22 protein-coding genes are annotated in these 26,359 nt (G+C 74.7%); 10 read left to right on the top strand and 12 right to left on the bottom strand.

Annotated features, from left to right (window positions below; genetic code table 11):
* Positions 1-48: 48 nt before the first annotated feature.
* A complete protein-coding gene (locus PUR56_RS02695; RefSeq protein WP_329947692.1) occupies positions 49-777 on the bottom strand; it encodes an NAD(P)H oxidoreductase in 729 nt (242 codons plus the stop codon).
* Between the two features lie 259 nt (positions 778-1,036).
* On the opposite strand from PUR56_RS02695, the gene PUR56_RS02690 reads away from it, so the two are divergent.
* A complete protein-coding gene (locus PUR56_RS02690) occupies positions 1,037-4,447 on the top strand; it encodes a BTAD domain-containing putative transcriptional regulator (RefSeq protein WP_329947691.1) in 3,411 nt (1,136 codons plus the stop codon).
* Positions 4,448-4,646: 199 nt separating this feature from the next.
* Positions 4,647-5,825 (top strand): N-acetylmuramoyl-L-alanine amidase, encoded by a 1,179-nt coding sequence (locus PUR56_RS02685; protein WP_329947690.1) that lies wholly within the window; start codon positions 4,647-4,649, stop codon positions 5,823-5,825.
* A 146-nt stretch (positions 5,826-5,971) separates the two neighbouring features.
* Here the strand turns inward: PUR56_RS02685 and PUR56_RS02680 are convergent, their stop codons facing one another.
* Positions 5,972-7,624 (bottom strand): AMP-binding protein, encoded by a 1,653-nt coding sequence (locus tag PUR56_RS02680; protein WP_329947689.1) that lies wholly within the window; start codon positions 7,622-7,624, stop codon positions 5,972-5,974.
* A 353-nt stretch (positions 7,625-7,977) separates the two neighbouring features.
* Between PUR56_RS02680 and PUR56_RS02675 the strand changes: the two genes are divergently transcribed.
* The 3 genes from PUR56_RS02675 to PUR56_RS02665 all read left to right on the top strand — a co-directional run bounded on the left by PUR56_RS02675 (position 7,978) and on the right by PUR56_RS02665 (position 11,316).
* Positions 7,978-8,832, top strand: a complete 855-nt coding sequence (locus PUR56_RS02675; RefSeq protein WP_329947688.1) for a peptidoglycan DD-metalloendopeptidase family protein — start codon at positions 7,978-7,980, stop codon at positions 8,830-8,832.
* 172 nt (positions 8,833-9,004) lie between these two features.
* Positions 9,005-9,808, top strand: a complete 804-nt coding sequence (locus PUR56_RS02670) for an FHA domain-containing protein (RefSeq protein WP_329947687.1) — start codon at positions 9,005-9,007, stop codon at positions 9,806-9,808.
* Positions 9,805-11,316, top strand: coding sequence for a serine/threonine-protein kinase (locus tag PUR56_RS02665; RefSeq protein ID WP_329947686.1), 1,512 nt, complete (start codon positions 9,805-9,807; stop codon positions 11,314-11,316). The genes PUR56_RS02670 and PUR56_RS02665 overlap by 4 nt, the downstream gene beginning before the upstream one ends.
* Before the next feature lie 51 nt (positions 11,317-11,367).
* Here the strand turns inward: PUR56_RS02665 and PUR56_RS02660 are convergent, their stop codons facing one another.
* The 3 genes from PUR56_RS02660 to PUR56_RS02650 form a co-directional block, all read right to left on the bottom strand.
* Positions 11,368-11,802 (bottom strand): hypothetical protein, encoded by a 435-nt coding sequence (locus PUR56_RS02660; RefSeq protein WP_329947685.1) that lies wholly within the window; start codon positions 11,800-11,802, stop codon positions 11,368-11,370.
* 197 nt (positions 11,803-11,999) lie between these two features.
* Positions 12,000-12,983, bottom strand: a complete 984-nt coding sequence (locus PUR56_RS02655; RefSeq protein ID WP_329947684.1) for a hypothetical protein — start codon at positions 12,981-12,983, stop codon at positions 12,000-12,002.
* 259 nt (positions 12,984-13,242) lie between these two features.
* Positions 13,243-14,724: an MFS transporter gene (locus PUR56_RS02650; protein ID WP_329947683.1), complete on the bottom strand. Its 1,482-nt coding sequence runs from the start codon at positions 14,722-14,724 to the stop codon at positions 13,243-13,245.
* A gap of 169 nt (positions 14,725-14,893) precedes the next feature.
* Between PUR56_RS02650 and PUR56_RS02645 the strand changes: the two genes are divergently transcribed.
* A complete protein-coding gene (locus PUR56_RS02645; protein ID WP_329875800.1) occupies positions 14,894-15,373 on the top strand; it encodes a MarR family winged helix-turn-helix transcriptional regulator in 480 nt (159 codons plus the stop codon).
* A 191-nt stretch (positions 15,374-15,564) separates the two neighbouring features.
* Here the strand turns inward: PUR56_RS02645 and PUR56_RS02640 are convergent, their stop codons facing one another.
* Positions 15,565-15,783, bottom strand: a complete 219-nt coding sequence (locus PUR56_RS02640; protein WP_329875798.1) for a hypothetical protein — start codon at positions 15,781-15,783, stop codon at positions 15,565-15,567.
* A gap of 231 nt (positions 15,784-16,014) precedes the next feature.
* On the opposite strand from PUR56_RS02640, the gene PUR56_RS02635 reads away from it, so the two are divergent.
* Entirely contained in the window at positions 16,015-17,112 is a 1,098-nt protein-coding gene (locus tag PUR56_RS02635; protein WP_329947682.1) for a TIGR03617 family F420-dependent LLM class oxidoreductase, read from the top strand.
* Positions 17,113-17,153: 41 nt separating this feature from the next.
* Positions 17,154-17,795 carry a maleylpyruvate isomerase N-terminal domain-containing protein gene (locus PUR56_RS02630; RefSeq protein WP_329947681.1) on the top strand — a complete coding sequence of 214 codons (642 nt, stop codon included), beginning with the start codon at positions 17,154-17,156 and terminating at the stop codon, positions 17,793-17,795.
* 29 nt (positions 17,796-17,824) lie between these two features.
* Here PUR56_RS02630 and PUR56_RS02625 read toward each other — a convergent pair whose 3' ends face one another.
* From PUR56_RS02625 to PUR56_RS02615, 3 genes are all read right to left on the bottom strand, one after another.
* Positions 17,825-18,685, bottom strand: a complete 861-nt coding sequence (locus PUR56_RS02625; RefSeq protein ID WP_329947680.1) for a GNAT family N-acetyltransferase — start codon at positions 18,683-18,685, stop codon at positions 17,825-17,827.
* 88 nt (positions 18,686-18,773) lie between these two features.
* Positions 18,774-19,496, bottom strand: a complete 723-nt coding sequence (locus PUR56_RS02620) for a ScbR family autoregulator-binding transcription factor (RefSeq protein WP_329947679.1) — start codon at positions 19,494-19,496, stop codon at positions 18,774-18,776.
* Positions 19,497-19,742: 246 nt separating this feature from the next.
* Positions 19,743-20,147, bottom strand: coding sequence for a RidA family protein (locus PUR56_RS02615; RefSeq protein WP_329875788.1), 405 nt, complete (start codon positions 20,145-20,147; stop codon positions 19,743-19,745).
* A 192-nt stretch (positions 20,148-20,339) separates the two neighbouring features.
* On the opposite strand from PUR56_RS02615, the gene PUR56_RS02610 reads away from it, so the two are divergent.
* Positions 20,340-20,966 (top strand): C40 family peptidase, encoded by a 627-nt coding sequence (locus tag PUR56_RS02610; RefSeq protein ID WP_329947678.1) that lies wholly within the window; start codon positions 20,340-20,342, stop codon positions 20,964-20,966.
* A gap of 114 nt (positions 20,967-21,080) precedes the next feature.
* Here PUR56_RS02610 and PUR56_RS02605 read toward each other — a convergent pair whose 3' ends face one another.
* From PUR56_RS02605 to PUR56_RS02595, 3 genes are all read right to left on the bottom strand, one after another.
* The gene (locus tag PUR56_RS02605; protein WP_329947677.1) at positions 21,081-21,299 is read right to left on the bottom strand and encodes a hypothetical protein; all 219 of its coding nucleotides are present in this window, start codon (positions 21,297-21,299) and stop codon (positions 21,081-21,083) included.
* Between the two features lie 253 nt (positions 21,300-21,552).
* Positions 21,553-22,863, bottom strand: coding sequence for a threonine--tRNA ligase (gene thrS / locus PUR56_RS02600; RefSeq protein WP_329947676.1), 1,311 nt, complete (start codon positions 22,861-22,863; stop codon positions 21,553-21,555).
* A gap of 226 nt (positions 22,864-23,089) precedes the next feature.
* Positions 23,090-23,812 (bottom strand): leucine-rich repeat domain-containing protein, encoded by a 723-nt coding sequence (locus tag PUR56_RS02595; protein WP_329875780.1) that lies wholly within the window; start codon positions 23,810-23,812, stop codon positions 23,090-23,092.
* A gap of 246 nt (positions 23,813-24,058) precedes the next feature.
* On the opposite strand from PUR56_RS02595, the gene PUR56_RS02590 reads away from it, so the two are divergent.
* Positions 24,059-26,242 carry a HelD family protein gene (locus PUR56_RS02590; RefSeq protein WP_329947675.1) on the top strand — a complete coding sequence of 728 codons (2,184 nt, stop codon included), beginning with the start codon at positions 24,059-24,061 and terminating at the stop codon, positions 26,240-26,242.
* Positions 26,243-26,359 lie beyond the last annotated feature (117 nt).

Here is a 26,359-nt window from a genome sequence, read left to right as displayed (position 1 = left end):
GCGGGGGCCGCGGGCGGGGCGGCGGGAGCAGGGCGGGAACGGGCCGGGCTATCCGACCGGGGCCGGAGCGAGGAGGGCGCCGATCGCGCGGTCCGTCTCGTCCAGGACGCGCCCGCCGGCGGCGAGGGAGTCGTGCAGGAGGACCACCGAGGCGTCCGTGATGCCGCAGAACTCCGAGATGCCGGCCTTGAGCAGGCGGGTGACCGTCACGTCCCAGCCCAGCTCGGCGAACTCCGCCGCCGGGTAGCTGCTCAGCCCGAGCCAGAGCATCCGCTTGGCCGCCAGCCCCGGCCGGCTGCGCCCGTAGGCGAAGCCGTAGTTCCAGACCCGGTCGATCCAGCCCTTCAGGACGGCCGGCGGCCCGAACCACCAGAGCGGGAACACGGGGACGATGACGTCGGCGGCCTCGATCCGCCGCATGTGGGCCCGGACGTCGGCGGAGTAGGTCTTGTCCCGGTGCTGCCAGTCGGGCTCGTCCTCGGGCGTCATCCGGGGATCGAAGCCTTCGGCGTGCAGGTCGAGCAGGTCCACCCGGTAGCCGGCGGCGGCGAACCGGTCTGCGGCCCGGGCGGCCACCTGGGCAGTCAGCGAGTCGGACCGCGGATGGGCGAGGACCAGCAGGACCTGCGGTCGGCGGCCCGCCGGCAGGGCGCCGCCCCCGGAGACCTCGCCGCCCTCGCCTGCGCGGCGGGCTGCGGAGTCGGCACGGTGGAGCGCGGGGTCGGTGACGAGGTCGAGGACGGGGTCGGCGACGGGGTGGGTCACGGCTCGGGTCACGGTGCTGCTCCTCGGGAAGTCGGGCGGCCGGGCGGGAGGTCCCGCAGGGGGCCTGTCCCGAACGCTGTCGCGCGGGCGGTCGTCCGGCGGGCCCCGGTGGGCTCCGCCGTTCACGGGAATCACCCTGCCGGGCCGCGCGCACGGACCGCTCACGGCCTGCGCACGAGCGGCGCCCCGCCTGCCGTCCGCCGCCGGAGCGGCCACCCGCCGTGCACGCCCCGCCCGCCGGTACCGGACCGGCACCGCCTAACGTGGCGTCATGCGCTTCGACCTGCTCGGCCCCCTGCGGATCCGCACCGACGACGGCTCGCCCGTCACCGTCCGCGAACCGAAGGTCCGGGCCCTGCTCGCCGATCTGCTCGCCCACCACGGGCGACCGCTCCCGGCCGACCGGCTGGTGGAGGACCTCTGGGAGGACCGGCCGCCGGGCAACCCGGCCAACACCCTCCAGACGAAGGTGTCGCAGCTGCGCCGCGCCCTGGAGCAGGCCGAACCCGGAGCCCGGGCCCTGGTCGCCCTGACGCCGGCCGGCTACACCCTCCAGGTGGCCGACGAGGCCGTGGACACGGGGCGGTTCGCCGTGCTGACCGCCCTGGCCGAGCAGGCGCACCGGGCGGGGGACCGGACCGGGCGGGCCCGGCTGCTCGGGGAGGCGCTCGCCCTGTGGCGCGGCCCGGCACTCGCCGAGTTCCGCGACGCGACGTTCGCCCGGGCCGTGGCGGTCCGCCTGGACGAGCAGTACCTGACCGCCCTGGAGGCGTCCGCCGAGGCCCGCCTCGACCTCGGCCAGCACCGGGAGCTGGCCGACGAGTTGGCCGCCGCGGTGGCCGAACACCCGCTGCGCGAGCGGCTTCGGGGGGCCCACCTGCGCGCGCTGTACCGGGCGGGCCGGCAGAGCGAGGCGCTCGCGGGGTACGCCGAGATCAAGGCGCAGCTGGCCGAGGACCTCGGCCTGGACCCGGGGCCCGAACTCAGCGACCTGCACACCGCCCTGCTGCGGCAGGACCCGTCGCTGGGGGTACCGGCCGCCACCGCGGGCAGCGCGCCCGCGCCGCCGGAGCACGGCGAGGCCCACCTGCCGGCCCCGGTCACCGCCCTGGTCGGCCGGGCGGCGGACACGGCCCGGGTCCAACGGCTGGTGCGGGACGGCCGGCTGGTCACCCTGGTCGGACCGGGCGGGGTCGGCAAGACCCGGCTGGCCCTGGAGGTGGCCGCCCAGGTGTCCGGCGACCACGCCGACGGCGTCCGGTTCGTCGAACTCACGCCGCTCGCAGGTGACCTGGCCGCGGCCGTCGCCGCCGCACTCGGCCTCCGGGAGGACCACGCCGCCGGATCGGCCGCCGACCGGCTGGCGCGCGCCCTGCGGGCCCGGGACCTCAAGCTCGTGCTGGACGGCTGCGAGCACCTCGTCGACCAGGCCGCCGACCTCACCGCGCACCTGCTCCGGCACGCCCCCGGCCTGCGGGTGCTGGCGACCAGTCAGGAACCTCTCGCCCTGGACGGCGAGTCCCTCCACCTGGTCCGGCCGCTCGCGGAGAGCGACGCGATCGCGCTGTTCACCGCCCGTGCGCGGGCCGCCGCACCGGACTTCGCACTCGGGCCCGCCACCGCCGACGCGGTCGCCGCGATCTGCGCCCGGCTGGACGGGATCCCACTGGCCCTCGAACTGGCCGCCGCCCGGGTGCGCGCGCTCGGCGTGCACAGCATCGCCGCACACCTGGACGACCGGTTCCGGCTGCTCACCGCCGGCCGCCGGGACGCCCCGGCCCGCCAGCGCACGCTCCGCGCCGTCATCGACTGGAGCTGGGAGCTGCTCGGCGACGAGGAGCGCACGCTGCTGCGCCGGCTCGCCGTGTTCGCCGGCGGTTGCACGGCCGACGCCGCGCAGGAGGTCTGTGCCACGCCCGGCCCGCAGCCGGCCGACCTGCCCGCGTCCGCCGTCCTGGACACGCTCGGCCGGCTGGTCGACCGGTCGTTGGTGTCCGTGAGCGCGGGCCCGGCGGGCCCGGGTTCCGGGGGTGCGGGTTCCTCCGGCCCGGGCGGGGAGGACGGCGGCCCCCGGTACCGGCTGCTGGAGTCCATCGCCGCGTACGGGCTGGAGCGGCTGGAGGAGGCGGACGAGACCGCCGCCGTCCGGCGTCGCCACCGTACGTACTGCACCGAGCTCGCCGAGCACACCGGCAGGCTGCTCCACGGGCCCGGCCAGCACGCCGCGCTGGACCGCCTCGACCGGGAGAACCCCGACCTGTGCGCCGCCCTCGGCGACGCCGTCGAGCAGCGCGACACCGCACTGGCGACCCGGCTGGTGAACGCGCTCACGTGGTACTGGTTCCTGCGCGGCCGTCCGGCCGAGGCGCACCACCGGCTGACCACCGTGCTGGCCCTCGCCGGGCCCGCCGACGCGGCCCGCGCCGCCGCACTGGCCCGCCGGGAGGCCTTCGCCCTGCTCACCGGTGAGGCCGAGGCCGACCGGGGCGCCGACCGGGGCGCCGGTCGGGGCCCCGGTCGGGGCGCCGGTCGGGGCCTTGCGCCCGACGAGGATCCGGCGGACGCCGGTGCCGTCGGCACCGAGCACGGCGGCGGCACCGGCCACCCGGCGGAGGCCCGGGCCCGCTGGCTGCTGGGATTCGCCCGCTGCGGCTTCGGCCGCTCCGGCACGGGAGGCACCGAGACCGTCCGTCTGCTCGCGGAGTTCCGCCGGACCGGGGACCGCTGGGGCGAGGCGGCCGCCCACGCCACCCTGACGGCGCAGGCCGGCTACCGCGGCGACCTGCCCGCCGTCCGCCACCACGCCACCGAGAGCGCAGCTCTGTTCGCGGAACTCGGCGACGGCTGGGGCCGCCTCCGGGCGACCGAGCACCTCGGTGTGCTCGCCGAGATCGCCGGTGACTACGACCGGGCGCGCCGGCTGCACGAGGAGGGTGTCCGGCTGGCGGAGGAGCTGAGGCTCTGGACCGACCTGTCCTTCCTGCTCTCCCGGGCGGGAAGGATCGCCCTGCTCACGGGGGACCTCGACGCCTCCGCGCGACTGCACGAGCGGGCCCGGACGCTCGCCGTCGAGCAGTCGCACCGGCCCGCCCAGCAGTTCGCCGACATGGGTCTCGCCCTCACCGCCCGTCGCCGGGGCGACCTCGAAGCCGCGGAGGTACTTCTCCTCCCCTGGCTCGCCTGGAACCGCGAACACGGCGTGGACGCCGGCACCGCTCTGATCCTGGCGCAGCTCGGCTTCGCCGCCGAGCAGCGGGGGGACGCCGGGCGCGCGACCGGTTTCCACCTGGAGGGACTGCGCACCGCCGAGCGGACCGGGGACGTCCGGGCGGTGGCCCTCGCCCTGGAGGGGCTGGCCGGCGCCCGTTCCCTCGGCTCGCCCTCGGTCGCCGGGTCCGCCACCGGGCAGGACGAGCAGGTCGGGCACCGCGAGCACGCCCAGTACGCCGAACACGCAGCCGAGCTCCTCGGCACCGCCGCCGAACTGCGCCGCTCGGTCGGCTCCCCGCTGCCCGCGGCCGAGCGTTTCGACACCGACCGGATCGGTGCCCGCGCCCTCGGCGCCCTCGGCGCGGAGGGCTTTGCCGCCGCCCACGCCCGGGGCGAACGGACACCGGTGGCCGACCACCCGGCCCGCTTCGCCCCGTTCGACAGCCCGGCGAGCGGCCTCCCGGCCCGGTGAATCGAAATCGGACTTTCGTGCTGTTTCTGCCCCTTCGGGCACAGGTTTTCTGAAAAATTACGAACCAAAACGATCATCTGGATAGATTCATAGCCGACTGCCGAGCCGTCATTCGGGGCACCCGTCTGCCTCCGTCCGACGGGTCGTCACGTCGGCCGTGCCCGTTTTCACCCGCTCCACACCCCGAGACAGGACACCCATGCCGAACGCCCGACCCGCCGTCACCCGGCGCACCCTGGTCACCGCGATAGGCGCCACGGCCGCCGCACTCGCCACCGCGAACGCCGCGAACGCCGCCACTGCGAGCACCCCTGCCACCGGTTCCCCGGCCGGCACGCCGGCCGCCCCGGCCTCGAACCCCGCCCGTACGGTCACCACCCCCGCCACCCGGGCCCGGTCCGCGGCCGGCGGGGCAGCCGCCGACGTCCGCGCGGAGTTCCCGATCCGCTACGTCGGTGTCAGCTGGGACGGCCCCCGGCGCGGCGCGGCCATCCGCCTCCACCACGACGGCACCGGGCCCGGCGCCTGGAAGCCGCTGACCGCCGGCTGCGCGGGCGGCCCGGACCCGGTCGGCCACTCGGACCTCGCGACGGCGGCCGCCCCCGCCGCCACCGTGCTCGTCGCCGCCGACGGCGCGGTCGGCTACGAGCTGCGCCTGCCCGACGGCGCCGCCAACCTCCGCTCCGCGGCCGTCGACACCACCCACGGTCCGGTCCGCAGCGCCTCGATCTCCCCGAGCGCTCCCACCACCTTCTGCGGCGTGCAGTACCTGCCGCGCGCCGCGTGGGGCGCCGACGAGTCCAAGCGCTTCAAGAACGGCGCCGAGAACTCCCCCGCCAAGTACTACCCGCTGCAGACCCTGACGGTGCACCACACCGACACCCCGAACGCCGACGCCGACCCGGCGGCCACCGTGCGGGCGATCTACGAGTACCACGCCATCACCCTCGACTGGGGCGACATCGGCTACCACTTCCTGATCGACGAGGCCGGGCGGATCTACGAGGGCCGCTGGTCCGGCGAGGACGGCATCCCCGGGCACGACGCGACCGGCAACGTGGTCACGGCCTTCCACACCGCCGGGTTCAACTCCGGCAACCTCGGCATCGCCCTGCTCGGCACCCTCACCGGCCAGGAGCCCACCGCGCAGGCGCGGCACTCGCTCACCCTGCTGCTCGCCCTCGCGGCCGGTACGCACGGTCTGAACCCGCAGGCCCACGTCACCTACGTCAACCCGGTCAACGGTGTGACCAAGCCGGTCGACATGATCAGCGGCCACCGCGACTGGCTGGCCACCGAGTGCCCCGGCGGCGTCACGTACGCCACCCTTCCCGCCCTGCGCACCGACGTCGCCGCCCGTATCGGCTCGGGCAGCTGACCTCCGGCAGGTGACGTCCGTCAGGTGACGTCCGACAGCTGATTTCCTGCTGCTGACTTCCGGCAGCCGACCTCCGGCTGCCGGTGGCACCGGGTACCCCCCGGGGCCACCGGTGGCCTGGCGGCACACCCGCGCAAGGACGCCGTTCAGGCGTGCTCGACGCCGGCCGCACCGCCGAGGCCCAGGAGCCCGACCGCCTGTTCGCGCATCTCCACCTTGCGGACCTTCCCGGTCACGGTCATCGGGAACTCGTCGACCAGGTGCACGTAACGCGGCACCTTGTAGTGCGCGATCCGGTCGGCGCAGTACTCCCGCAGGACCTCGGCCGTCAGCTCCGGCGCACCGGGGCGCGGCCGGACCCAGGCCATCAGCTCCTCCCCGTACCGGGCGTCGGGCACGCCGATCACCTGGACGTCCAGGATGTCGGGATGAGTGTGCAGGAACTCCTCGACCTCGCGCGGGTAGATGTTCTCGCCGCCCCGGATGACCATGTCCTTGAGCCTGCCGGTGACGGTGAGGTAGCCCTCCTCGTCCATCGCCGCGAGGTCACCGGTGTGCATCCAGCCGTCGGCGTCGATCGCCTCCGCCGTCCGGTCCGGCTCCTCCCAGTAGCCGACCATCACCGAGTAGCCGCGGGTGCAGAGTTCGCCGGGGGTGCCGCGCAGGACGGTCGTACCGGTGTCCGGGTCGACCACCTTGACCTCCAAGTGCGGGCCCACCCGGCCGACGGTGGAGACGCGCCGCTCCAGCGGGTCCTCCGCGCGGGTCTGGGTGGAGACCGGTGAGGTCTCGGTCATGCCGTAGCAGATGGAGACGTCGCGCATGCCCATCCGGTCGACCACCTGCTTCATCACCTCGGTCGGGCAGGGCGATCCCGCCATGATCCCGGTGCGCAGGCTGGACAGGTCGTGGTCGTCGAAGCCGGGCTCGCCGAGTTCCGCGATGAACATCGTCGGCACGCCGTAGAGCGAGGTGCACCGCTCGGCGGCCACCGCGCGCAGGGTGGCGGCGGCGTCGAAGGCCGGCGCCGGGATCACGACGCAGGAACCGTGGGAGAGGGCCGCCAGGTTGGCCATGACCATCCCGAAGCAGTGGTAGAACGGGACGGGCACACAGATCCGGTCCGCCTCCGAGTAGCCGCACGCCTCCCCGACGAAGTAGCCGTTGTTGAGGATGTTGTGGTGCGAGAGCGTGGCGCCCTTGGGGAAGCCGGTGGTGCCCGAGGTGTACTGGATGTTGATCGGATCGTGCGGTCCGAGCTCCGCGCCGATCGCCGACAGCCGGGCCCGGTCCCCGCGTCCGCCGGCCGCCGACAGCTCGTCCCAGTCCGCCGAGCCGATCAGCAGCACGTCCCTCAGCTCCGGACAGCGCGGGCCCGCCTCCGCCAGCATCGCCGCATAGTCGGAGGTCTTGAAGCGCGGCGCCGCGACGACCGTCCGGATCCCCGACTGGCGCAGCACGTACTCGACCTCGTGCACCCGGTAGCCCGGGTTGACGGTCACCAGGACCGCGCCGATCCGCGCGGTGGCGTACTGCACGAACACCCACTCCGCGCAGTTCGGCGCCCAGATCCCGACCCGGTCGCCCGCCGTCACGCCCAGCCCCACCAGCCCGAGCGCGACCCGGTCGACCTCCGCCGACAACTCCCGGTACGTCCACCGCCGTCCGCCCGGCACGTCGACCAGGGCCTCCCGCTCCGGGAAGGCCCGCACGGCGCGGTCGAGGGCGGCACCGATCGTGTGGTCCAGCAGCGGCGTGGAGACGCTGCCGGCACTGATGCTGGGAGACGGCGAGGTCATGGCGAGGGCTCCTGGACTCGTCCGGGCACAGGGCGACCGAGTCTACGCAGACCGCCCCACCCCGTCACCCGTCCGGACAGCGGTCCTTCGGGCCCGGGACCGGGGGCCACCGCCCGGACCCTCACAGGTCTGAGGTGCCGGGGAAGGCCCGGACGGGCCCAGGATGGTCGGCGGGCGAGGGCGGGCTCTCCGGGCGGGGCCGTCCGGCCGCCGTCGTCCGGGCGGGGACACACCTGCCGGCAGCGCACCGGAGAGTCGGGACAGTGGAGCGAGGGACCGTGGGACGAGGGACCGTGGAGAGAACGACGGGAAGTACGTCGGGGCGAACGGCGTACCGGCGGGGCCTGCCGGGCGTGTTGCTGCCGGTGCTGCTCGCGGCGCTGGCCCTGCTGGGCGGGGCGGTCCCGGCCGGTGCCTCCCCCGCGCGGGGGCGGGCCTCGGCCGACACCAGGCCGGTGTTCCAACTGCCGTTCCCGTGCGGCACCGTGTGGCAGTTGAACACCTGGGGGCACGACCCCGCGCTGGACATGGTGGTCGAGCACAACACCGGCTCCGACGGGCTGCCGGTCCTCGCCTCGGCGGCGGGCACCGTCTCCGCCACGTACTGGAACAACGGCTCGGGCAACACCGTCCAGATCAACCACGGCAACGGCTGGTTCACGGCCTACTACCACCTCAAGGACGGCCCGGCCGCGTACGTGCAGAAGGGCGACCCGGTGACCCCGTCCACCCTGATCGGGCGGATCGGCACCACGGGCAACTCCGGCTGGTCGCACCTGCATGACGAGCAGCGCCACCTGACCACCGGCGGTGACTTCACCGACGAGAGCCACCGGGTGCCGGCGAGGTTCGACGGCGTCGAGTACGCGGGTGCCGCGCGGGAGTGGCCGAGCGTGACCAGCCGCAACTGCTCCCCCGGCCCGTCCGACGCCTGGCAGGACTGCCCGGCGGGCTGGGTCTGCTTCTACTCCGGCACGGACGGCACCGGCACCGTCTGCCGTACCGACGTCGACGTGCCCTCCAGCACCTGCGGACTGCGCCGGTCGTTCTTCAACAACGGGAATCCGCAGCCGGGCTACGACCACGTGCAGGTGTACTTCCGGGAGGGCGGGAGCCAGTGCCTGCACTTCGGCCCGACCGACGGCCGCGGCAACCTGCCGTCCGGCGGGCGGACCGTCGACCGGATCGAGTGGCGCGGCGAGTGCTGACGACCGCACGGCGGGACCGGCTCCGGCGCGGACGGCTATGGTCACCCGGAGGGCGGAGCGACCGGGATACTAGCTGATCGAGCGTCAAAAACGGTCGAGAAACGGCACTTTCAACGGCAGTTGGCCCTCTGCACCTACCTTCTCCCGGCTGTCCGGGAGAAGGTACTGTGTCATGCACAGTATCATCGTGGTTCCGACGGCGGCCGACCCGTCCGCCCAGATCCGGCTGGCGCCCGGCGACACGCTCCACTTCGGCCGCAGCGCCCCCGCCGACCACCGCCGGCACCTCCTGCTCCCCCACGCCGGTGTCTCCCGCTCCGCCGGGGAGATCACCTGCGTCGGCACCTTCTGGTCGCTGAGCAACTTCAGCCCCTCCGCCACCTACGTGGTCGAGAACCCCGAGGGCGCAGGTGAGCACATCAAGGTCGCCCCGGGCCGGGTCGAGGCGCCCGTCCCGTTCGAGTTCGCCCGGATCGTCCTGCCGGCCGGGGGCGACCTGCTCGGCCTCGACGTCTGGGCGCCACGCCACGAGTACGTCGAGTTCGGGGCGCCCGACGGCCCCGACGGACCGGACGACGCCGGCGGCCAGGGCGACCGCGGCGGTACGCCCACCGTGGTGGCCTTCCCGCTCGACCGCACCAAACGCTACTTCCTCGTCCTCACCGCGCTGTGCGAACCCCGGCTCCGCGGACGGCCACACGCGCCGCTGCCCACCGTCGAACAGGTGGTGACACGGTTGCGGCCGATCTGGCCCGAGGTCAACCGGGCGGCGGTGCAGTGGAACATCGGCTATCTCGCCGTCAAACTCCGCCTGCGCGCCGCACCGGACACGGCCGCCGCCGACCCGGACGGCCCGGGCATCCGGCTGAACGGGAAGAAGGACGCGCTCGTGTCGCTGGCGCTCCGCTTCGACCTGGTCCGCGAGGAGCACCTCGCCGCCCTCACCGCCCCGGTGACGGGCAGGCCCCGCCGATGAGCGGGCCGGAGCAGCACCCGGCACCCGCCCGCCCGGCGTCCTCCGGGTCGCTCACCGTCCCGTCCGGCTACCGGGTCGGCCCCTGGGAGGTCGGCGAGCCGCTGGGCGCGGGCGGATTCGGCAGCGTGTACGCGGGCCGGGGAGCCGACGTCTCCGACGGGGCGGGCCACACGACCGGGACGCGGACAGGGACCGGCACGGACGCGACCGGCGCGGGCGTCGCGCTCAAGTTCCTGCCCACCGGCACCCGCACCCCTCGCCAGCTCCGTCATCTGCGCGAGCTGGCCGACCGTGAGATCGCCCTGCTCAGCACCCTGCGAGCACCGCGCCTGATCCGCCTGCACGACGTCCTGACCGTCGACGACCCCGCCCGCCCCGAGCTCGACGGCGCCACCGTCCTCGTCCTCGAACGGGCCGAGCGCTCCCTCGACACCCTCCTCGCCGACGACGGCGCGCCGCCCGGACGGGCCGCCGGCGTACTCACCGACGTCCTGGAGGGGCTCCACCAACTGCACGGCGCCGGCTGGGTGCACGGCGACCTCAAGCCCGCCAACGTCCTGCTGATGGCCGACGGCACGACCCGGCTCGCCGACTTCAACCTCTCCGCGCAACTGGAGGACACGCACGCCTACTCCCCCGCGTTCGCCACACCCGACTACACGCCGCCCGAGCTGCTCTGGGCCGACGTCGGGGAACGCGGTATCCGCACCAGGCCCACCACCGACATCTGGGCCTTCGGCGTGCTGGCCCACCTCGTCCTGACCGGATCGTTGCCGCTCCCCGGCACCACCCCCGCCGCCCGCCGCGACGCCACCGCACGCTACGCCCGCGGCAGGGAGGAACTCCGCCTCTCCCCCCGCCTGCCGGCCGGCTGGCGGCAGATCGTCGCCGACTGCCTGGCACCGACCCACGAGCAGCGCGCCGCGCACGACGCACTCTCGCTGCTCCGCCGGGCCCGGACGGCCGGCGACGGACCGGAGGCGGACGGGTCCGACCCGGCCGCGGGGGGAGACCGGCCGACGGCAGCCGCCCGGCCGGAGCACCGGCCGGGCGGAGCACCGGGCGGGGAACCCGGCCAGGGGCTCCGAAGACGCCGGCGGGCCTCCCGTCGACTGCTGGCCGGCGCGGCCGTCCTGGCGGCGGTGGGCAGCGGGGCGCTCTGGATCGGCCTGGCCCCCCGGGCCGGGGCCGAGGGCTACGAGCGATGTATCCGCAGCGCCGTCTGCCTCTTCTCGGAGCACGGCGGCCGGGGCGAGATGTGCTCGTGGATCGACGCCGACGACGACTGGCTGGACGACCAGATCGCCTGCCCCTGGATGGCACGGAAGCCGCCCCGCTCGATCTTCAACAACGGGTACGGACCGGACATGGGCGCGCTGAAGAAGGACGTCGAGTACTTCGAACGACCAGGCCTGACGGGCTTCCTGGCCTGTCTCCCCGTCCAGACCCGGACCGACCTCGACCCCTCGGTCCGGCCCCGGTCCCACCGCTGGGTCGCGCAGTGCTGATACGGCGCGCCGGCCGGAGCCGACGCGCCGCACCTCCCGGAGGGATCCGGTCTACCAGGTGTTGTTGCCGCAGGAGGTGACCCAGCGGTGCGAGGCCGCGTTGTCGTGCAGGCTCTGGTTCAGACCCCGGTTGTCCCCGTTGCGGGTCCAGGTCAGGTAGTAGCCGTTGCCGCGCAGGTTCCAGGACGTCCCGTAGCCGATGCAGGCGTAGGCGCCGTAGCCCTCGGCGGCCGTGCCCCAGTAGATGTTCACCTTGTCCCGGCCGCCCGGCGCACCGTTGTTGCCGACCCAGTCGACCTTGTTCTTGACCGAGCTCGGCCAGTCGTCCGACGGGCCGGACCACTGCACCGTGGCTCCCGTGTCGTCCGCGTAGGCACAGAAGTTGGTCCAGTTGCACCCGCCGTCGGCGTGCGCCGCGGTGGGCACCGCGAGGACCGCCGCTCCCGCGGCGACGAGACCCACCAGGGCCGTGCTGAGCTTCTTCATCCTGCCACTCCTCTTCGTGTGTCGTCGTGCTGTGTGTTCCGTGCCGGTGTTCCGCCCCGGGCGTTACGTGCCGGGTGTTACGTGCCGGGAGCCTCCGTACCGGGTGTTTCCGTCCTGCACGCGCCGTGCCTCGTCCGGGGCCGCGTCCGGCGCCGGGTGCCGTCACCGTGTCCGGTGTGTTCTTACGTGTCGCCAGGTCAGCCGCGTGCGGCTACCTCGCGAGCGGTGGGGAGCGCCCCGGTCTGCAGGCGCCACATGGTGTCGAAGACGGCCCGGTGCTCGGCCCGGACGGCGTCGGCGTACCGCCGGTCCAGTCCCGACACGGTGGTGTCCAGACCGGTGGACCGGGCGCACTCGGCCTCGGAGACCGCCACCGGGACGTCCTCCCGTTCCGCCGCCTCCCCCTCCCGCGACAGTTGACGATCCCTCAACTGCCTCGGGTCGTCGGCAGGGTGACCGCGTCCGGCGACGCAGGCGCTCCACACCGCGACCGCGTCCCGGTACGCCGGGTCCTGGGTCACCCGGCCGGCCCGGATACCGAAGAGGTTGTTCACGACCTCGCTGGAGCCGAACCAGGCGCGCGCGTCCCCGTACAGCCGCTGCCAGGCTCCCACCGCGCACCCCTGGTCGCTGTGGGTGAGACGACCGCCCACCGGGTTCGCGACCTCCAGCCCCGTGGGGGACGGGCCGTTGAGGGCGACACCCAGCGCCTGGGCCCGGTCGGGCGGCAGACTCCGGTAGTACGCGGTCCGTGGGGCGACCGCGTCCTCCTCGTCCAGGCGCCGTTCGACGGCCCGCCCGTATCCGTTGGTCCGGGCCCAGTCCACGTCGTCCACCACGTAGGGGAACTCGCGGTAGTCGGCCGACGGGCGGCGCGGCACCGGGAAGTAGGAGAAGCCCTGCTCCTTCATGCAGTCGCGGATCAGCAGCTGCTCCGCGCGCTGCAGGACGTCCAGCTCGTCCTCGGTCGGCCTGCGGACCGGACCGGCCGCACCGCCCCCGGCCGGCGCCGGGTCGGCCGCACCCCAGAGCCAGCCGCCGACGGCCAGCAGCACCACGGCGGAGGCGAGCGCCGACAGCCGACGTGCGGCCGGGCGGTGGCGCCTCGACGCGACGCGCTCGTCCGCGCCGTCGGGCGACGCGTCCGCCGCCGTCCTCCCCCGTCCACCGAACACGCCCATCGGGCCGTCCCTCCACCGTGCGGTCACTGCTGCCAGCGGCCATACAACCCGGGCCGCGCGGCGGCGTGAACCTGTGAAGAGTGAGGTTGACGGCGGCCCGCCGGTGGGCGGGCACAGGTCTCGGCGAACGGCTCCGCGCAAGCCGCCTCCACGCAGGACGACCGGCGCGGGACGGCCGACCCGGGACGGCCGACCCGGGAGGGACGGCGCACGACGAAGGCCCCGACCCGCCGGTGGGCGGGTCGGGGCCGCGCGCCGGTCAGGCGCGCGCCGCGCCCTCCGCCGCTCCCGCCCGCTCCCCGCCGGCCGCGTCGACGCCCGGATCGAAGGCCGCCCGTCCGCCCGCGTCGTCGCGCGACACGGGGATGGTCGCGGCCACCGCGGCGGCGCCCAGCGCGACACCGCAGCCGATCAGCAGGCCCACCCGGAAGCCGGCCTCGGACGGCAGCGTGTGCCCGCCCACGGTGGTGTTCAGCTGCGCGAGGACCACGCCCACGACGGCGGCCGAGAGCGAGGTGCCGAGCGAGCGCATCAGGGTGTTGAAGCTGTTCGCCGAGGCCGTCTCCGACAGCGGCACCGCGCTCATGATCAGCGCCGGCATCGCGCCGTACGCGAGGCCCACCCCGGCGTTGCAGACCAGCGTGACCACCAGGACGCCCCAGGTGGAGCCGATCAGCACCATCGAGAGGCCGTAGCCGGTGGCGATCGCCAGGGCGCCGGCGACCAGCGTGAACTTCGGACCGCGGGCCGCCGAGAGCCGCCCGCCGAGCGGCGAGACCGCCATCATCATCAGGCCCGAGGGAGCCATCCACAGCCCCATGGCCAGCATCGACCGGCCCAGGCCGTAGCCGGTGGCCTCGGGCAGCTGGAGCAGCTGCGGGATGATCAGTGCCTGCGCGTACATGCCGAAGCCGACCAGGACCGACGCCGCGTTGGTCAGCAGCACGCGCGGGCGGGCCGTCACCCGGAGGTCGACCAGCGGCTCGGCGATGCGCAGCTCCCAGCGGCCCCAGGCGAGGAGCAGGAGGACGGCCGCACCGAACAGGCCCAGCGTGAGCCCGTCGGTCCAGCCCCAGTCACCGCCCTTGGAGACCGGCAGCAGCAGGCAGACCAGCCCGGCCCCCAGGCCGATCGCGCCGACCAGGTCGAAGCGTCCGCCCGCCGGGCGGACGGCGGGGGCCGGGACGAGGAACCAGATCATCGCGGTGATCGCCACGGTGAGGGCGGCGGCTCCCCAGAACAGCACCCGCCAGCTCGCGTACTCGGCCACCGCGGCCGAGATCGGCAGCCCGAGACCGCCGCCGATGCCCATGGAGGCGCTGACCAGGGCTATCGCCGAGCCGAGCCGCTCCGGCGGCAGGACCTCGCGGAGCAGGCTGATGCCGAGCGGCACCACGCCCATCCCCACGCCCTGGAGGCCGCGTCCGACGATCATCGGCAGGACGGAGGAGGTGAGCGCGCAGATCACCGAGCCGACGAACAGGGGAACGCAGCAGGCCAGCAGCATCCGCCGCTTGCCGAGCAGGTCACCCAGTCGCCCGCTGACCGGCACGAACACGGCCGCCGACAGCAGGGTCGCCGTGATCACCCAGGTGGCGTTGGACGGGGTGGTGTTCAGCAGCTTGGGCAGCTCGCCGATCAGCGGGGTGACCAGCGTCTGCATGATCGCGGCCACGGTGCCGGTGAGGGCTAGCGTGGCGACCACACCGCCGGTCCGGGTGGTGGCCTGGGGGCCGTCCATGGAGATCTCCTCGGGAACTCGGTGGGGCGGACACGTGGACGCACACGCCGCGACCTATGCATAGTACACATCATATGTATCGTGCACATTCACCGACCGGTGCACACCCTGCGATACTGGACCGACGCCGCAGGTCAGAGCTGCACGGAACCGACGGGAGGACGGCATCATGGGCGGCCCCACGGACGACGTCGCGTTCGAGTACATGGTGCTCAGCCGACACCACTACCTGAGCCCCTCCGGCGCCCGCCCGCAGGGCAGCCGGCTGGACCGGTCGGCGTACATCCTGCTCAGCCGGATCGGCATGCAGGGTCCGATGTCGATCGGCGAGCTCAGCGACGCGTTCGGACTCGACGCCTCCACCCTCAACCGCCAGACCGCCGCGATGACACGCGCGGGGCTGGTCGAGAGGATCCCCGACCCCGACGGCGGGATGGCCCGCAAGTTCCGCGTCACCGAGGAGGGCCACCGTCGACTCGAGGAGGACCGCGCGGCCCACGCACAGGCCCTCGACCTGGTGATGGCCGACTGGTCCGCCGAGGACGTCGCCGCCTTCGCCACCTACCTACAGCGGTTCAACACCGACATCGAACGCCTCGACGGGCGCCCCTGGCCCCGCACCCAGGCTCCGTCCGCACGGGACCGGTGAGTTCCACCGGAGGAATGCCACCGGGGCGGAACGGAGTGAGTCCGCCCGCAGAACAGCACCCGCCGGTGATGGCCCGTGAGTGTGCGTCTCGGGTCCGGCGGGCGCTCGTTCGTAGGCTACCGGGACACGGCCGACGGGCCGGGGATTCGTGCCCGCCGCAGGACGAGCGTGTCACCTGCGGCGGGCAGCGCTCAGATCTGCCGCTCCGGATCGGAGAAGGTGAGGCCTCCGGCGGCGAGCGAGCGCCGGGCCGGGGCAGGGGCAGGCACGGCCTCGCCGGGCGGCTGGCGGAAGTCCGCGCCCTGCTCGACCGGAAGCAGCCGGCGCCCACCCGGCTGGGCGGGCACGGGAGCATCGGCGGCGGGCTCGGAGAAGGCGGGCAGCCCGAGGCTGCGACGGTCAGGGTTCATGGCCCCCAGTCTCGCAGCCCGTACGGGTGCCGCAGGCCGGAGCGCCGTCACCGGTGGTAACAGTCTGACCCTCATCGTGAGGATCACGGGGCCGTCCGCGCGTTTCGGCGCCCCCGCGCACCGCCGTCGAGCCCCTGCCACCGCCGCCCGGCCCGGGGACGTACGGCCGCGTCCCGGGTGGCGTGGGAGGCTACCGGGGCCCACCGCCACGCCCGACCAGGAGCCGACACCATGGACCGCCCGCAGGCCGCCGCCTTCCGACTCGACGCCACCGCCTCCGGGCACCCGGCCGGCATCCTCGACGCCGCCGAGCAGGCCGAACGGCGGGGCATGGACCGGCTGGTCGTCTCCGAGACCGCCTACGACCCGTTCCTCCAGCTGGCCCGCGCCGCCGACCGCACCAGCACCGTCGAGCTGGCCACCGGCGTCGCCGTCGCCCTCGCCCGGACCCCGATGACGCTCGCCTACCAGGCCTGGGGCCTGCACGCGGCCTCCGGCGGACGGGCCGTCATCGGCCTCGGATCCCAGGTCAAGCCGCACATCGAGAAGCGCTTCGGCATGCCCTGGGACCGGCCCGCCGCCCGGATGCGGGAGTACGTCCACGCCGTGCGGGCGATCTGGCAGAGCTGGCAGACCGGTGAACGGCTGCGCTTCCGCGGCGACTTCTACCGGCACACGGTAATGACCCCGGTCTTCTCCCCCGATCCGGTCCCGGCGGGGGTGCCCCGGATCCTGCTGGCCGGCGTCGGTCCGCTGATGGTCCGCACCGCCGGGGCCGTCGCCGACGGCTTCCTCAGCCACCCGTTCACCTCGGTCGACTACCTCACCGGGCAGGTGCTGCCCGCCCTCGCCGAGGAGCGCGGCCGGGCCGAGGCCGAGGGGGCGGCCTGGACCGCCCGGCCGTTCGAGGTCGTCGGCAACGTGCTCACCGCGACCGGCCGCACCGAGGAGGAACTGCGGACCAACCTGGCCGGCGTCCGCGAGCGGCTCGCCTTCTACGCCTCCACTCCCGCCTACCGGCCGGTGCTGGCCCAGCACGGTTGGGAGGACCTCCACGAGGAACTGCACCGGCTGTCGGTGCGCGGACGCTGGCAGGAGATGACCGGGCTGATCGACGACCGGGTCTTCGACACCTTCGCCGTCGCCGGCGAGGTCGGGCAGGTGGCACGCGAGATCCACCACCGGTACGCGGGACTGGCCACCAGGATCTCGGTCAGCCTGCCGGAGGACGCCGCGCCGGAGCTGGGCCTGGACGTGCTGGACGCCCTGCGCGACCTGGGCCGACCCGGGCCGGGCGGCACCCGCGGGCGCCGTACCGGCCTCGGTTAGGGTGGGCCGCGATCCGTACGGCAGAGCAGGAGGAACAGGCGATGGCGCAGCGGACGGACCATCAGAACGACCGGTACCGGGTCCTGTTGGCCGAGCTCTGGGCGACGTGGGCCGAGCGGGGGGCGGCCCTGGACGCCGAGCAGTGGGGGCGGGCCACCCGGCTTCCGGGCTGGTCGGTGCGCGAGCTGTACGCCCACGTGGCGCCGACACCCGGGCTGTTCACCCGGATGCGGGAGGCCGTGGTCGACCGGCCGGCGACCGTGGCGCACGGCTCCGCCGTCCTGCGAGCCTACAACCGGCCCGACGGCGTGGCGCACACGGCGGCCGATCTCGTCGCCGATGACGCGCGGGAGCTGGCGGCGACGGTCGGAACCGGCGCCCTGGTGGCCCGGTTCGCCACGGAGGGGCCGAAAGCACTGGCCGGGATCGCGGACCTGGCTCCGACGACCGTGATCGCCCACCCCCTCCTCGGTACGGCCACGCTGGGCGCCCTCGCCGAGGTCGCGGTGATGGAGGCGACCGTCCACCTGCTCGATCTCACGGCGGCGATCGGCGGCCCGCCGCCGCCGGACGGTGCGCTGCAGGCCACCCGCGTGCTGCTGGCGGAGGTCGCCGATCCGGTGGAGTTCATCGAGGCCGCGGCGGGGCGGACCCGTACGGCGGTCCTTCCGGTCATCCGCTGAGCCTCCCGGCCGGCCCGGCCCGGGCGCGGTCAGTGGCCGTAGTGGTACGGCGTCGCCGTGGTCAGGGCCGCGAAACCCAGGCGCTCCAGGATCGGCCGGCTCTGCGGCGAGGCGTCCACCCGCAGGTACGCGTACCCGAGTTCGTCCGCGAGCCGGGCCCGGTGCGCGACCAGCGCGCGGTAGACGCCACGGCCCCGCCACGCCTCGACCGTGCCGCCGCCCCAGAGGCCGGCGAACCCCGTGCCCGGGTGCAGCTCCAACCGCGCCGCGCTCACCGGCACCTCTCGGCCGTCCACCTCGGCGAGGGCGAGGTGGATCCGCAGGGTGTCCGGGGACTCGGCCAGCTGGGCCAGGATGCGGCGGCGCAGGCGCGAGCCGTCCGCGCCGAAGGCCTGTTCGTGGACGGCCACGACCTGATCCACCCCGGCCTCGTCGGTGACCTCGCGCAACGTGATCCCGGCGGCGCCCGGCCGTCCCGACCCGGCCGGCCCGGCGAGCAGGTCGGCGACCCGCGCGACCATCAGCGTCTCGGGCGCGTCCGGGGTGAACCCGGCGGCGAGCAGCCGGTCTTCGAGGTCGGCCGGGCGGTCGTGCCCGTACAGCGTCCACTCGAAGTCCTGGCCGAGCGCGGTGAAGTAGGCGATCTGGTCGGCGACGGCGCGGTCGACGTGGTCGGCGTGGTCGGCGTCCTCGGCGTGGTCGGCGTCCTCGGCGGTGCCGACACCGGCGTGGGTGCCCAGGTCCGACCAGAGCACGCCGTTCCACACGCTGTCCGGGCCGCTCTGCCGCACCACGGCGCCGACGTGCTCGACGCGTGCCGCCGGGGACTCGGGCTGTGCGCCGCGCCGCATGTGCTCGTCGACCAGGGCAAGAAGTTCTTCATGATCCATAGCGGCACAGCCCATCACTGCCGAGCCTCGGTGGCAATCGACATAGGGTTCCCGGGCGGCGATGACGCTACGGAGTCGGGCGGAGCGATCAGGGCTTCACGGGAAAACCGGACACGCTGTTTGGTTCTGATGCCTTGGCGACGTCGGTTGCCGTCTCCTCCGCAGCGGCCGGATCCGCGGCCGCCATCTCCGCGACGACCCGCGCGCCCCGGTCCGCCGCCAGGTCGAGCGAGGCCAGGACGCCCGGGACGGCGATGCTCGGCATCAGGTGCCGGTACAGCGTGGCGACCCGGACGGCGAGGTCCGCGCGTCCGGTGAACCGCTGCGACTGGAGCTGCACCCCCACCCAGGACGCCGTCATCAGCGCGGCCGTGTCGGCCGGCACGACGTGCGGCAGCAGCTCGCCCCGCTCCCCCGCGGCCACCAGCAACCGCTCCAGGCGCGCTATCCACCCGGGGGCCGCGTCGACGCCGAGACTGCCGTCCGCCCCTTGGTCCACCGAGAGCCTCACACCGGCGCTGAGCATCGGGTCGGTGGGGATCAGGTGGGTGACGACCATCCCCGTGTCCACGAACTCCTGAAGCTTGCAGGCCCGCTCGGGAACGGCCTCGCTGGCGTACTGCGCCTCGATGACGCCCTGGGCCAGCTCCCGTTTCGACGCGAAGTGGAAGTAGACGGCGCCCCGGGTCACACCCGCGCGGGCCACCACCTCGCCGATGGTCGCCCCCTCATAGCCGGACTCGTCGAACACCGAGGCCGCCGCCTCCAGAATCAGCCGCCGCGTCCGCAGCGCCCGCTCCTGTCGCGCCATCACGACCACTCCCACCGCAGGAAACAAAACCAAACAGCCCGTATCTTACCCGGCCGCCGATGCCGCCCACGGGCACGCCACCAGGGCAGCGGGCAGCGGCGCCGCACACTCAGCGTCAGAGAATACCGACCATGCGGTCCGGTATGAACGGTGAGACTTCCTCCCGTCGACCGCAAGGTGAACTCCCCGCCGGGGCGGACCGGGCGGCGGCGGACGACCGGGCCTGATCGGGACCGCCCGCGCCCGTCACCCCAGGACGGCGACCGCCTCGACCTCCACGAGCTGGTCGTGGTACCCGAGGACGGTGACCCCGACCAGGGTGCTCGGCACGTCGTGGTCGCCGAGGTACTCGCGGTAGACCTCCCAGACCGCCACCAGATCGCTCTGCCGGGCCGAGGCGACGTACACCGTGGTGCGGACCAGGTCGGTGAGCGCCGCTCCCTCGTCCTCCAGCACGGTGATCAGGTTCCGCATCACCTGGTGGGTCTGACCGGCGTGGTCGCCCACCGCGACGGTACGGCCCTCGGCGTCGAGCGGGCAGGCCCCGGCCAGCCAGAGCGAGCGGACCGGCGCATCGACCGCCGCCGCGTACGCGTAGTCCACGGCCGGGGTGAGCCGGTGGTTGCGGATCAACTTGACGGCGCTGCTCACGAAGTCCTCCGAAGTGGTCGCGGGTGATGCCGCGCCCATCGTTCGCACGCCGCCCACGGGCCGTCAATCGATTAACGAGGCCGACCCGGACGGCCGCGGACCCGTGTCCGGAGAATTCACCGTTCCGGGTGATGGCGGGTCGCGGCCTCCGGCCGGGATCCTGGTGGCCCGCCGACGACCGAGGAGGCTCTCGTGCTGTTTCCGCCGCCGACACCGGAATTGGGCCGCCGCCGCGTCCTGGGGCTGGCGCTGGGGGCCGGCGTCGCGCCCGCCCTGGGCGCCGGGACCGCGTCCGCCGCGGCCCCTCCCGCCCGACCCGCCCCCGTCCGGCCCCGTGCCGACTCCCCCGAGCAGGCCCTGGGGCGCCGGGTGGCCACCGTGGCGACCGCGCAGATCGGAGTGCCGTACGCCTGGGGCGGCGGAGACCGGCTGGGCCCGAGCCTCGGCTTCTGCGACGAGGAGAACGGCTACCTCGACGGCCGGTGCCTCGGCGAGAGCACCGTCGGCTTCGACTGCAGCGGCCTGGCGCTGTACTGCTGGTACCGGGCGAGCGGCGGTGCGGTGGAGCTGGCGCACTACACCGTCGCCCAGTACCACCGGTCCGCTCCGGTGGCACGGGCCGACCTGCTCCCCGGAGACCTGCTCTTCTTCTCCCGCCCGGGCGCGCCGCTGCACCACGTGGGCCTCTGGGCCGACGACGGCGCGATGATCCACGCCGAGCGCACCGGCACGCTGATCGCCCGGGTCGAGGGCGTGCTCGACCTGCCGCGCTGGGCCGGCGAGTTCGCGGGCGCCCGCCGCCCGCTTCCACTCGGGTAGGGCCGCCCCGCCCGGCCGTCGGGGCGAACGCGGCGGCCCGTCGTGAACCCGGCCGAGCAGGGCGTGGCGCACACCGACCGCCGGGGCCCGGGCGCCGAAGCGGGTGCGGGTCCGTCAGCTGCGGAAGAACCGGAGGTCGCAGACGGCGTCGGCGTAGGCCCGTCCGAGGTCGTCCTCGGCGGTGGCGTGGCCGACGACCGCGGCGCAGTACCGCGTGTCGGGGACGGGCAGCGGGCGGCGGACGGCGGGAGCCGCCGGGGCGGCGACGGCCGCGGCCGTGAGGGTCAGGGCGGCGGTGAGGGTGGCGACGGTGAGCCTGGGGGCGAGGCGCATGGGGGTACCTCCCGGTGCACGGGGACGGGGTCGGGGACGTCGGCGGCCCCGGACCCGGGCCGCCGGCCCCCATCGAACGGCGGGCCGGCCGTACGGGCGGGCCGACACACCGCACACCTCTGCTAGTCATATGTGTACGACCGCACCGCGGCCGGCCCGTCCGCCGCTCGCCCGCGCGGCCGAGACCCCGTCACGGGCCGGTACCCGGTACCCCGCCGGGCCTCCGGCGGGGTACCGGGCGCCCGCGGCCTCGTCAGCCGCCCGACTCCCGGCCCGCGGGCTCCTCGTCCCACAGGTCCAGGCTGCACGCGCCCACCAGAGCGCCGATCCGGGACAGCGCCTCGGCGGCCGGCAGCGGATCGAGCCGCCGCCCGTCCCGCAGCCGCAGGGCGACGAGGTCGTCCGCCGCCTCCCGCGGCCCGATGACCGCCAGGTACGGGGCCGGCCTGGCCGCACGGATCCGGGCGCCCAGGCTCCCCCGGTCGGGCCCGGCGACCTCGGCGCGCAGCCCCTGGTCCAGACACCGCGCGCGGAGCCGCTCGGCCTGCTGCCGCTCGCCCTCGGAGAGCGGCAGCAGGACCAGCTGGGTCGGGGCCAGCCAGGCCGGGAAGGCCCCGCCGTACAGCTCGATCAGGTGCGCGACCACGCGCTCGACGCTGCCGATCACGCTGCGGTGGACCATCACCGGGCGGTGCCTGGCACCGTCCGGGCCGATGTACCGGAGCCCGAACCGCTCCGGCTGGTGGAAGTCGATCTGCACGGTGGAGAGGGTGGACTCGCGGCCGGCGGCGTCGGCGATCTGGACGTCGATCTTCGGGCCGTAGAACGCGGCCTCGCCCTCCGCCGCCTCGTACGGCACCCCGGAGCGCTCCAGCACCCCGGTCAGCAGCGCGGTGGCCCGCTCCCACAGTGCGGGATCGGCCACGTACTTGCCGCCCGCGCCCGGCAGGGAGAGGCGGTAGCGGACCGGCCGGATCCCGAGCGCCCGGTACGCGTCCCCGATCAGCTCCAGTGCGGCGACCGCCTCGTCACCCGCCTGCTCGGGGGTGCAGAAGACGTGCGCGTCGTTCAGTTGGATCGCCCGGACCCTGGTCAACCCGCCGAGCACACCGGACGGCTCGGACCGGTACATGCCGCCCAGCTCGGCGATCCGCAGGGGGAGTTCACGGTAGCTCCGGGCACGGGAACGGTAGATCAGCGCGTGGTGCGGGCAGAGGCTGGGCCGCAGCACGACCTGCTCGGCTCCCAGGTCCATCGGCGGGAACATGTCCTCGCGGTAGTGCTGCCAGTGACCGGAGATCTCGTAGAGCTCGCGCTTGCCCAGCACCGGCGAGTAGACGTGGCGGTAGCCGGCCCGGCGTTCCCGGGCACGGACGAACTCCTCCAGGGTGTGCCGGATCTCGGCCCCGTCGGGCAGCCAGTACGGCAGTCCGGCCCCGATGAGCGGGTCGGTTCCGAAGAGTTCGAGCTCGCGGCCCAGCCGCCGGTGGTCGTCGGCACGATCACCGGTCACGGGGCCGCTGCTCGCGGCGTGGGCGTGGTCGGGCACGGAGGTGCGGTTCATGGCGGCGGTCTCCACTCGGATCTGCGGGCGAGTGGACCGGTACGACGAAGCCCCGGGGCACTCGCCCCGGGGCTTTGGACTAGGTCAGCAGTCAGCGCACCGGGACTCTCTCCGGCGTCGTCGTGAGGACGGCAACAGCGCGCTTCATGTGTTCCACGGTAGCAGGGGCCCCGGACGGCGGCGAGCGGCTTTCCGCCCGCCGCCCTATGCCGGACCTCACCGGACCTCACCGGAGGACGACGCACCCGCGTTCGGCCAGGGCCCCCAGCACGCGGGCCGCGGGCCCGAGGTCGTTCCACCGCAGGTCGAGCTTCTCCAGGGCAGGCAACTCCGCCAGCCAGTCCGGTAGTTCGGTGATCAGGTTGGCCCGCAGGTCGAGCCTGCGCAGCAACGGCAGGCCGGCCAGCGCCACCGGGACGGCGGCGAGGGCGTTCTCCCGGAGATCGAGTTCACGCAGTTCACCGAGCCCGGCGAAGGACGGCGGCAGGGTGGTCAACGCATTCCCCCGGAGCCAGAGTTCACGCAGGGCGCGGAGTCCTCCGAGCGAGCCGGGCAGCGAGGTGAGCCGGTTGTGCTGGGCGCGGAGTTCGACCAGGCCGGTCAGCTCTCCGAGGCTGTCCGGCAGCCGGTCGATCCGGTTCTCACCGACGTTGAGGTAGCGCAGTGCGGTGAGCCGGCCGAGTGCCGCGGGGAGGCCGGTGAGCGCGTTGTCGTGCAGGTAGAGGAAGTCCGTGAGCCCCGCGAGGTCGCCGATCTCCTCGGGTACGGCGGTGAGCCGGTTGTGGCCGAGGTCGAGGGTGCGAAGTCTCCCCAACCGTCCTACGGTGGGCGGCAGTTCGGCGATGCCCGTCTCGGCGAGGATCAGGACCGTCAGGTCGGTGCGGTCCCAGACTTCCTCGGGCACCGTGCCGAGGGGCTGTCGCCAGAGGTTGAGGGTGGTGTCGGTCACCCGGTCATTCTCCCGCGCGTCCGGGTGCGGGCGTTCCAGGGGCGGGCGTTCCACAGCCCCGCGGCGATCTCGGCGTCGGCGAGCGTACCGGCCGGCGTGCCGCTGTGGACGACGACCCGTCAGTCCGGCCACGCGCCACGGGGGTCCGACGCTCCCGGGAGGACTCAGGAATCCAGTGAAGTCAAGGCTTTCGTTCGGAGGGGATCCACCGCATAGTGGTGCGCCGGACCGAGAGGAGGACCTGTCTTGTCGCAGGTCAATGACAGCACCGTGCGTGTGGTGGAGGCCGAGCGGGCCGAGGTGTCGGCCGTGTACGGGCTGCTCGACGAACGCCTCGCCGACGCGCGGGCGCGGTTGGCGCAGGTACTCGCGGCGGCGCCCGGCAGCGCGGGCGAGGTGCACGAGCGGGAGCTGGCCGCGCACCGGTGGGCCGCCGAGGCGCGCCGGCTGGAAGGCGCGGCGGACGGACTGGTCTTCGGCCGGATCGACGCCGGGGACGGCTTCGCGCTGCGGATCGGACGGATCGGTCTGCACGTGGAGGACGCCGATCTCCCGGTCCTGGTCGACTGGCGGGCGGACGCCGCACGGCCCTTCTACGTGGCGACGGCCGTCCACCCGATGGGCCTGCGGCGCCGCCGCCATCTGCGGACGGCCGACCGCACCGTCGTCGGAGTGAGCGACGAGCTGCTGGACGGGTCCTCGCCCACCGAGGAGGACGTGGTCGGCGACAGCCCGCTGACCGAGGCGTTGCAGGCGCGGCGGACCGGCCGGATGGGCGCGGCGGTCGCCACCCTCCAGGCCGAGCAGGACGCGATCGTCCGCTCCGCGCACCGGGGGGTGACGGTGGTGCAGGGCGGACCCGGCACCGGGAAGACGGTCGTCGCCCTGCACCGGGCCGCCTACGTGCTGTACGCGTTCCCGAGGGCCGCGGAGCGCGGTGTGCTGGTGCTCGGGCCGAACACGCGGTTCCTCGACTACATCTCGCAGGTGCTGCCCTCGCTCGGCGAGAACGACGTCGTGCTCGCCACCTGCGCCGACCTCGCCGGGATCCGGCCGGCGACCGCGGACGGTCCGAGCGGCACGGACGCCACGGACGCGGCCCGGCTGAAGGGCGGCGCGGAGCTGGCCGACGCGCTGGCGGAGCTGGTGCGCTCCCGGCAGGCCCCGGAGGGCGGCTTCACCGTACGGTCGGGCCAGGAGTGGGTGGAGCTGACGGAGCAGGAGGTCGCCCGGTCCCGGGAGGTGGCCACCCGCACCGGCCTGGGCCACAACCAGGCCCGGCAGGTGTTCAAGGAACAGCTGGTCGACGCCGTCACGGATGCGCTGGAGCGGGGCACCGAGGCGGTGCTGGACCTCATCGACGCCCAGGTCGCCGAGCTCACCGGCATCAACCTCGACCGGACCGCCGCCGCGGACCTGCGCCAGCTCGGCCTCGACGGGCCGCCGGTGGTCGACGCGACCGACGTGTTCGACCCCGACGCCGTCCGGGCCGCCCTGCTGGACGACCTCGGCGTCGAACGGGCCGTGGAGGAGCTCTGGCCCCGCCTCGGGGCCGAGGACCTCGTCCGGGAGCTGCTGGACCGGCCCGACGTGACGGCCCGCTACCTGCCACGGCTCACCGCCGGGGAGCGGGGCCTCCTGCGACGGAGCCCGAACGCGCCGTGGACCGCCGCCGACGTGCCGCTGCTGGACGAGGCCGCCTGCCTGCTCGACGGGCCGCCGCAGCGCACCTACGGCCACGTGGTGGTCGACGAGGCCCAGGAGTTCACCGCCATGCAGTGGCGGATGGTGGCCCGTCGGTGCCCGGCGCGGTCGATGACGCTGGTCGGCGACTTCGCGCAGGCGGGCCCGGCGACGACCGCGCGGGACTGGGAGGAGGCGCTGACCCCGCAGCTCGGCTCACGGTTCACCCTCAACACCCTGACCGTCAGCTACCGCACCACCGAGGAGATCCTCGCCACCACCCGCGAGCTGCTGGCCCGGATCGCCCCGGGCCAGCAACCGAGCCGGTCGATCCGTCACGGCGAGGCTCCGCGTACGGTCGCCACGGCGCCGGACACGCTGGCCGCCGCGGTCCTCGGGGAGGTCAACGCCCAGGCCCGGGAGCACCCCGGCGACCTGGTCGGGGTGGTCTGCGCCGACGACCGGGTCGCGGAGCTCGCCGCCGTCCTGCCCGGCCCGGTCCAGCTGGTGCCGGCCTCCCAGGCGCGGGGTCTGGAGTTCGACGGTGTCGTGGTCGTCGATCCCACCGGGATCACCGGGGCGCACCCCGGCGGGGAGCGGGACCTCTACGTCGCCCTGACCCGGGCCACCAAGCGCCTCACCACGATCACCACACTCGCCGCCGGCCCCACGGCGGCCGACACCGGGACCGCAGGTGTGGAGACCGCGGGCGCCGAAGCCTCCGGCGTCGCCGTGTCGCGGGACTGAGCCCGGGATCCGGGCGGGGCCGCCCCGGGATCAGGCCCCGCCCGGTCGGGCCCCCGGCTCCCGGTCGGGCCCCCGGCTCCGGTCGCGGGTCTCGTCCCGGATCCGGGACGAGACCCG

This window comes from Streptomyces sp. BE303, from assembly GCF_036290945.1.
Classification (GTDB): Bacteria; Actinomycetota; Actinomycetes; order Streptomycetales; family Streptomycetaceae; genus Kitasatospora.
Note: the sequence above shows the minus strand (reverse complement) of the source record. Positions and strands in the feature narration are given on the sequence as shown.

Coding starts and splice junctions, on each gene's coding strand:
- PUR56_RS02660 (WP_329947685.1), bottom strand. CDS start 11,802: ATGAAGAAGCTCAGCACGGCCCTGGTGGGTCTCGTCGCCGCGGGAGCG.
- PUR56_RS02635 (WP_329947682.1), top strand. CDS start 16,015: ATGGACCGCCCGCAGGCCGCCGCCTTCCGACTCGACGCCACCGCCTCC.
- PUR56_RS02670 (WP_329947687.1), top strand. CDS start 9,005: ATGCACAGTATCATCGTGGTTCCGACGGCGGCCGACCCGTCCGCCCAG.
- PUR56_RS02605 (WP_329947677.1), bottom strand. CDS start 21,299: ATGCGCCTCGCCCCCAGGCTCACCGTCGCCACCCTCACCGCCGCCCTG.
- PUR56_RS02650 (WP_329947683.1), bottom strand. CDS start 14,724: ATGGACGGCCCCCAGGCCACCACCCGGACCGGCGGTGTGGTCGCCACG.
- PUR56_RS02620 (WP_329947679.1), bottom strand. CDS start 19,496: ATGGCGCGACAGGAGCGGGCGCTGCGGACGCGGCGGCTGATTCTGGAG.
- PUR56_RS02690 (WP_329947691.1), top strand. CDS start 1,037: ATGCGCTTCGACCTGCTCGGCCCCCTGCGGATCCGCACCGACGACGGC.
- PUR56_RS02645 (WP_329875800.1), top strand. CDS start 14,894: ATGGGCGGCCCCACGGACGACGTCGCGTTCGAGTACATGGTGCTCAGC.
- PUR56_RS02640 (WP_329875798.1), bottom strand. CDS start 15,783: ATGAACCCTGACCGTCGCAGCCTCGGGCTGCCCGCCTTCTCCGAGCCC.
- PUR56_RS02625 (WP_329947680.1), bottom strand. CDS start 18,685: ATGGATCATGAAGAACTTCTTGCCCTGGTCGACGAGCACATGCGGCGC.
- PUR56_RS02680 (WP_329947689.1), bottom strand. CDS start 7,624: ATGACCTCGCCGTCTCCCAGCATCAGTGCCGGCAGCGTCTCCACGCCG.
- PUR56_RS02655 (WP_329947684.1), bottom strand. CDS start 12,983: ATGGGCGTGTTCGGTGGACGGGGGAGGACGGCGGCGGACGCGTCGCCC.
- PUR56_RS02665 (WP_329947686.1), top strand. CDS start 9,805: ATGAGCGGGCCGGAGCAGCACCCGGCACCCGCCCGCCCGGCGTCCTCC.
- PUR56_RS02630 (WP_329947681.1), top strand. CDS start 17,154: ATGGCGCAGCGGACGGACCATCAGAACGACCGGTACCGGGTCCTGTTG.
- PUR56_RS02685 (WP_329947690.1), top strand. CDS start 4,647: ATGCCGAACGCCCGACCCGCCGTCACCCGGCGCACCCTGGTCACCGCG.
- thrS (WP_329947676.1), bottom strand. CDS start 22,863: ATGAACCGCACCTCCGTGCCCGACCACGCCCACGCCGCGAGCAGCGGC.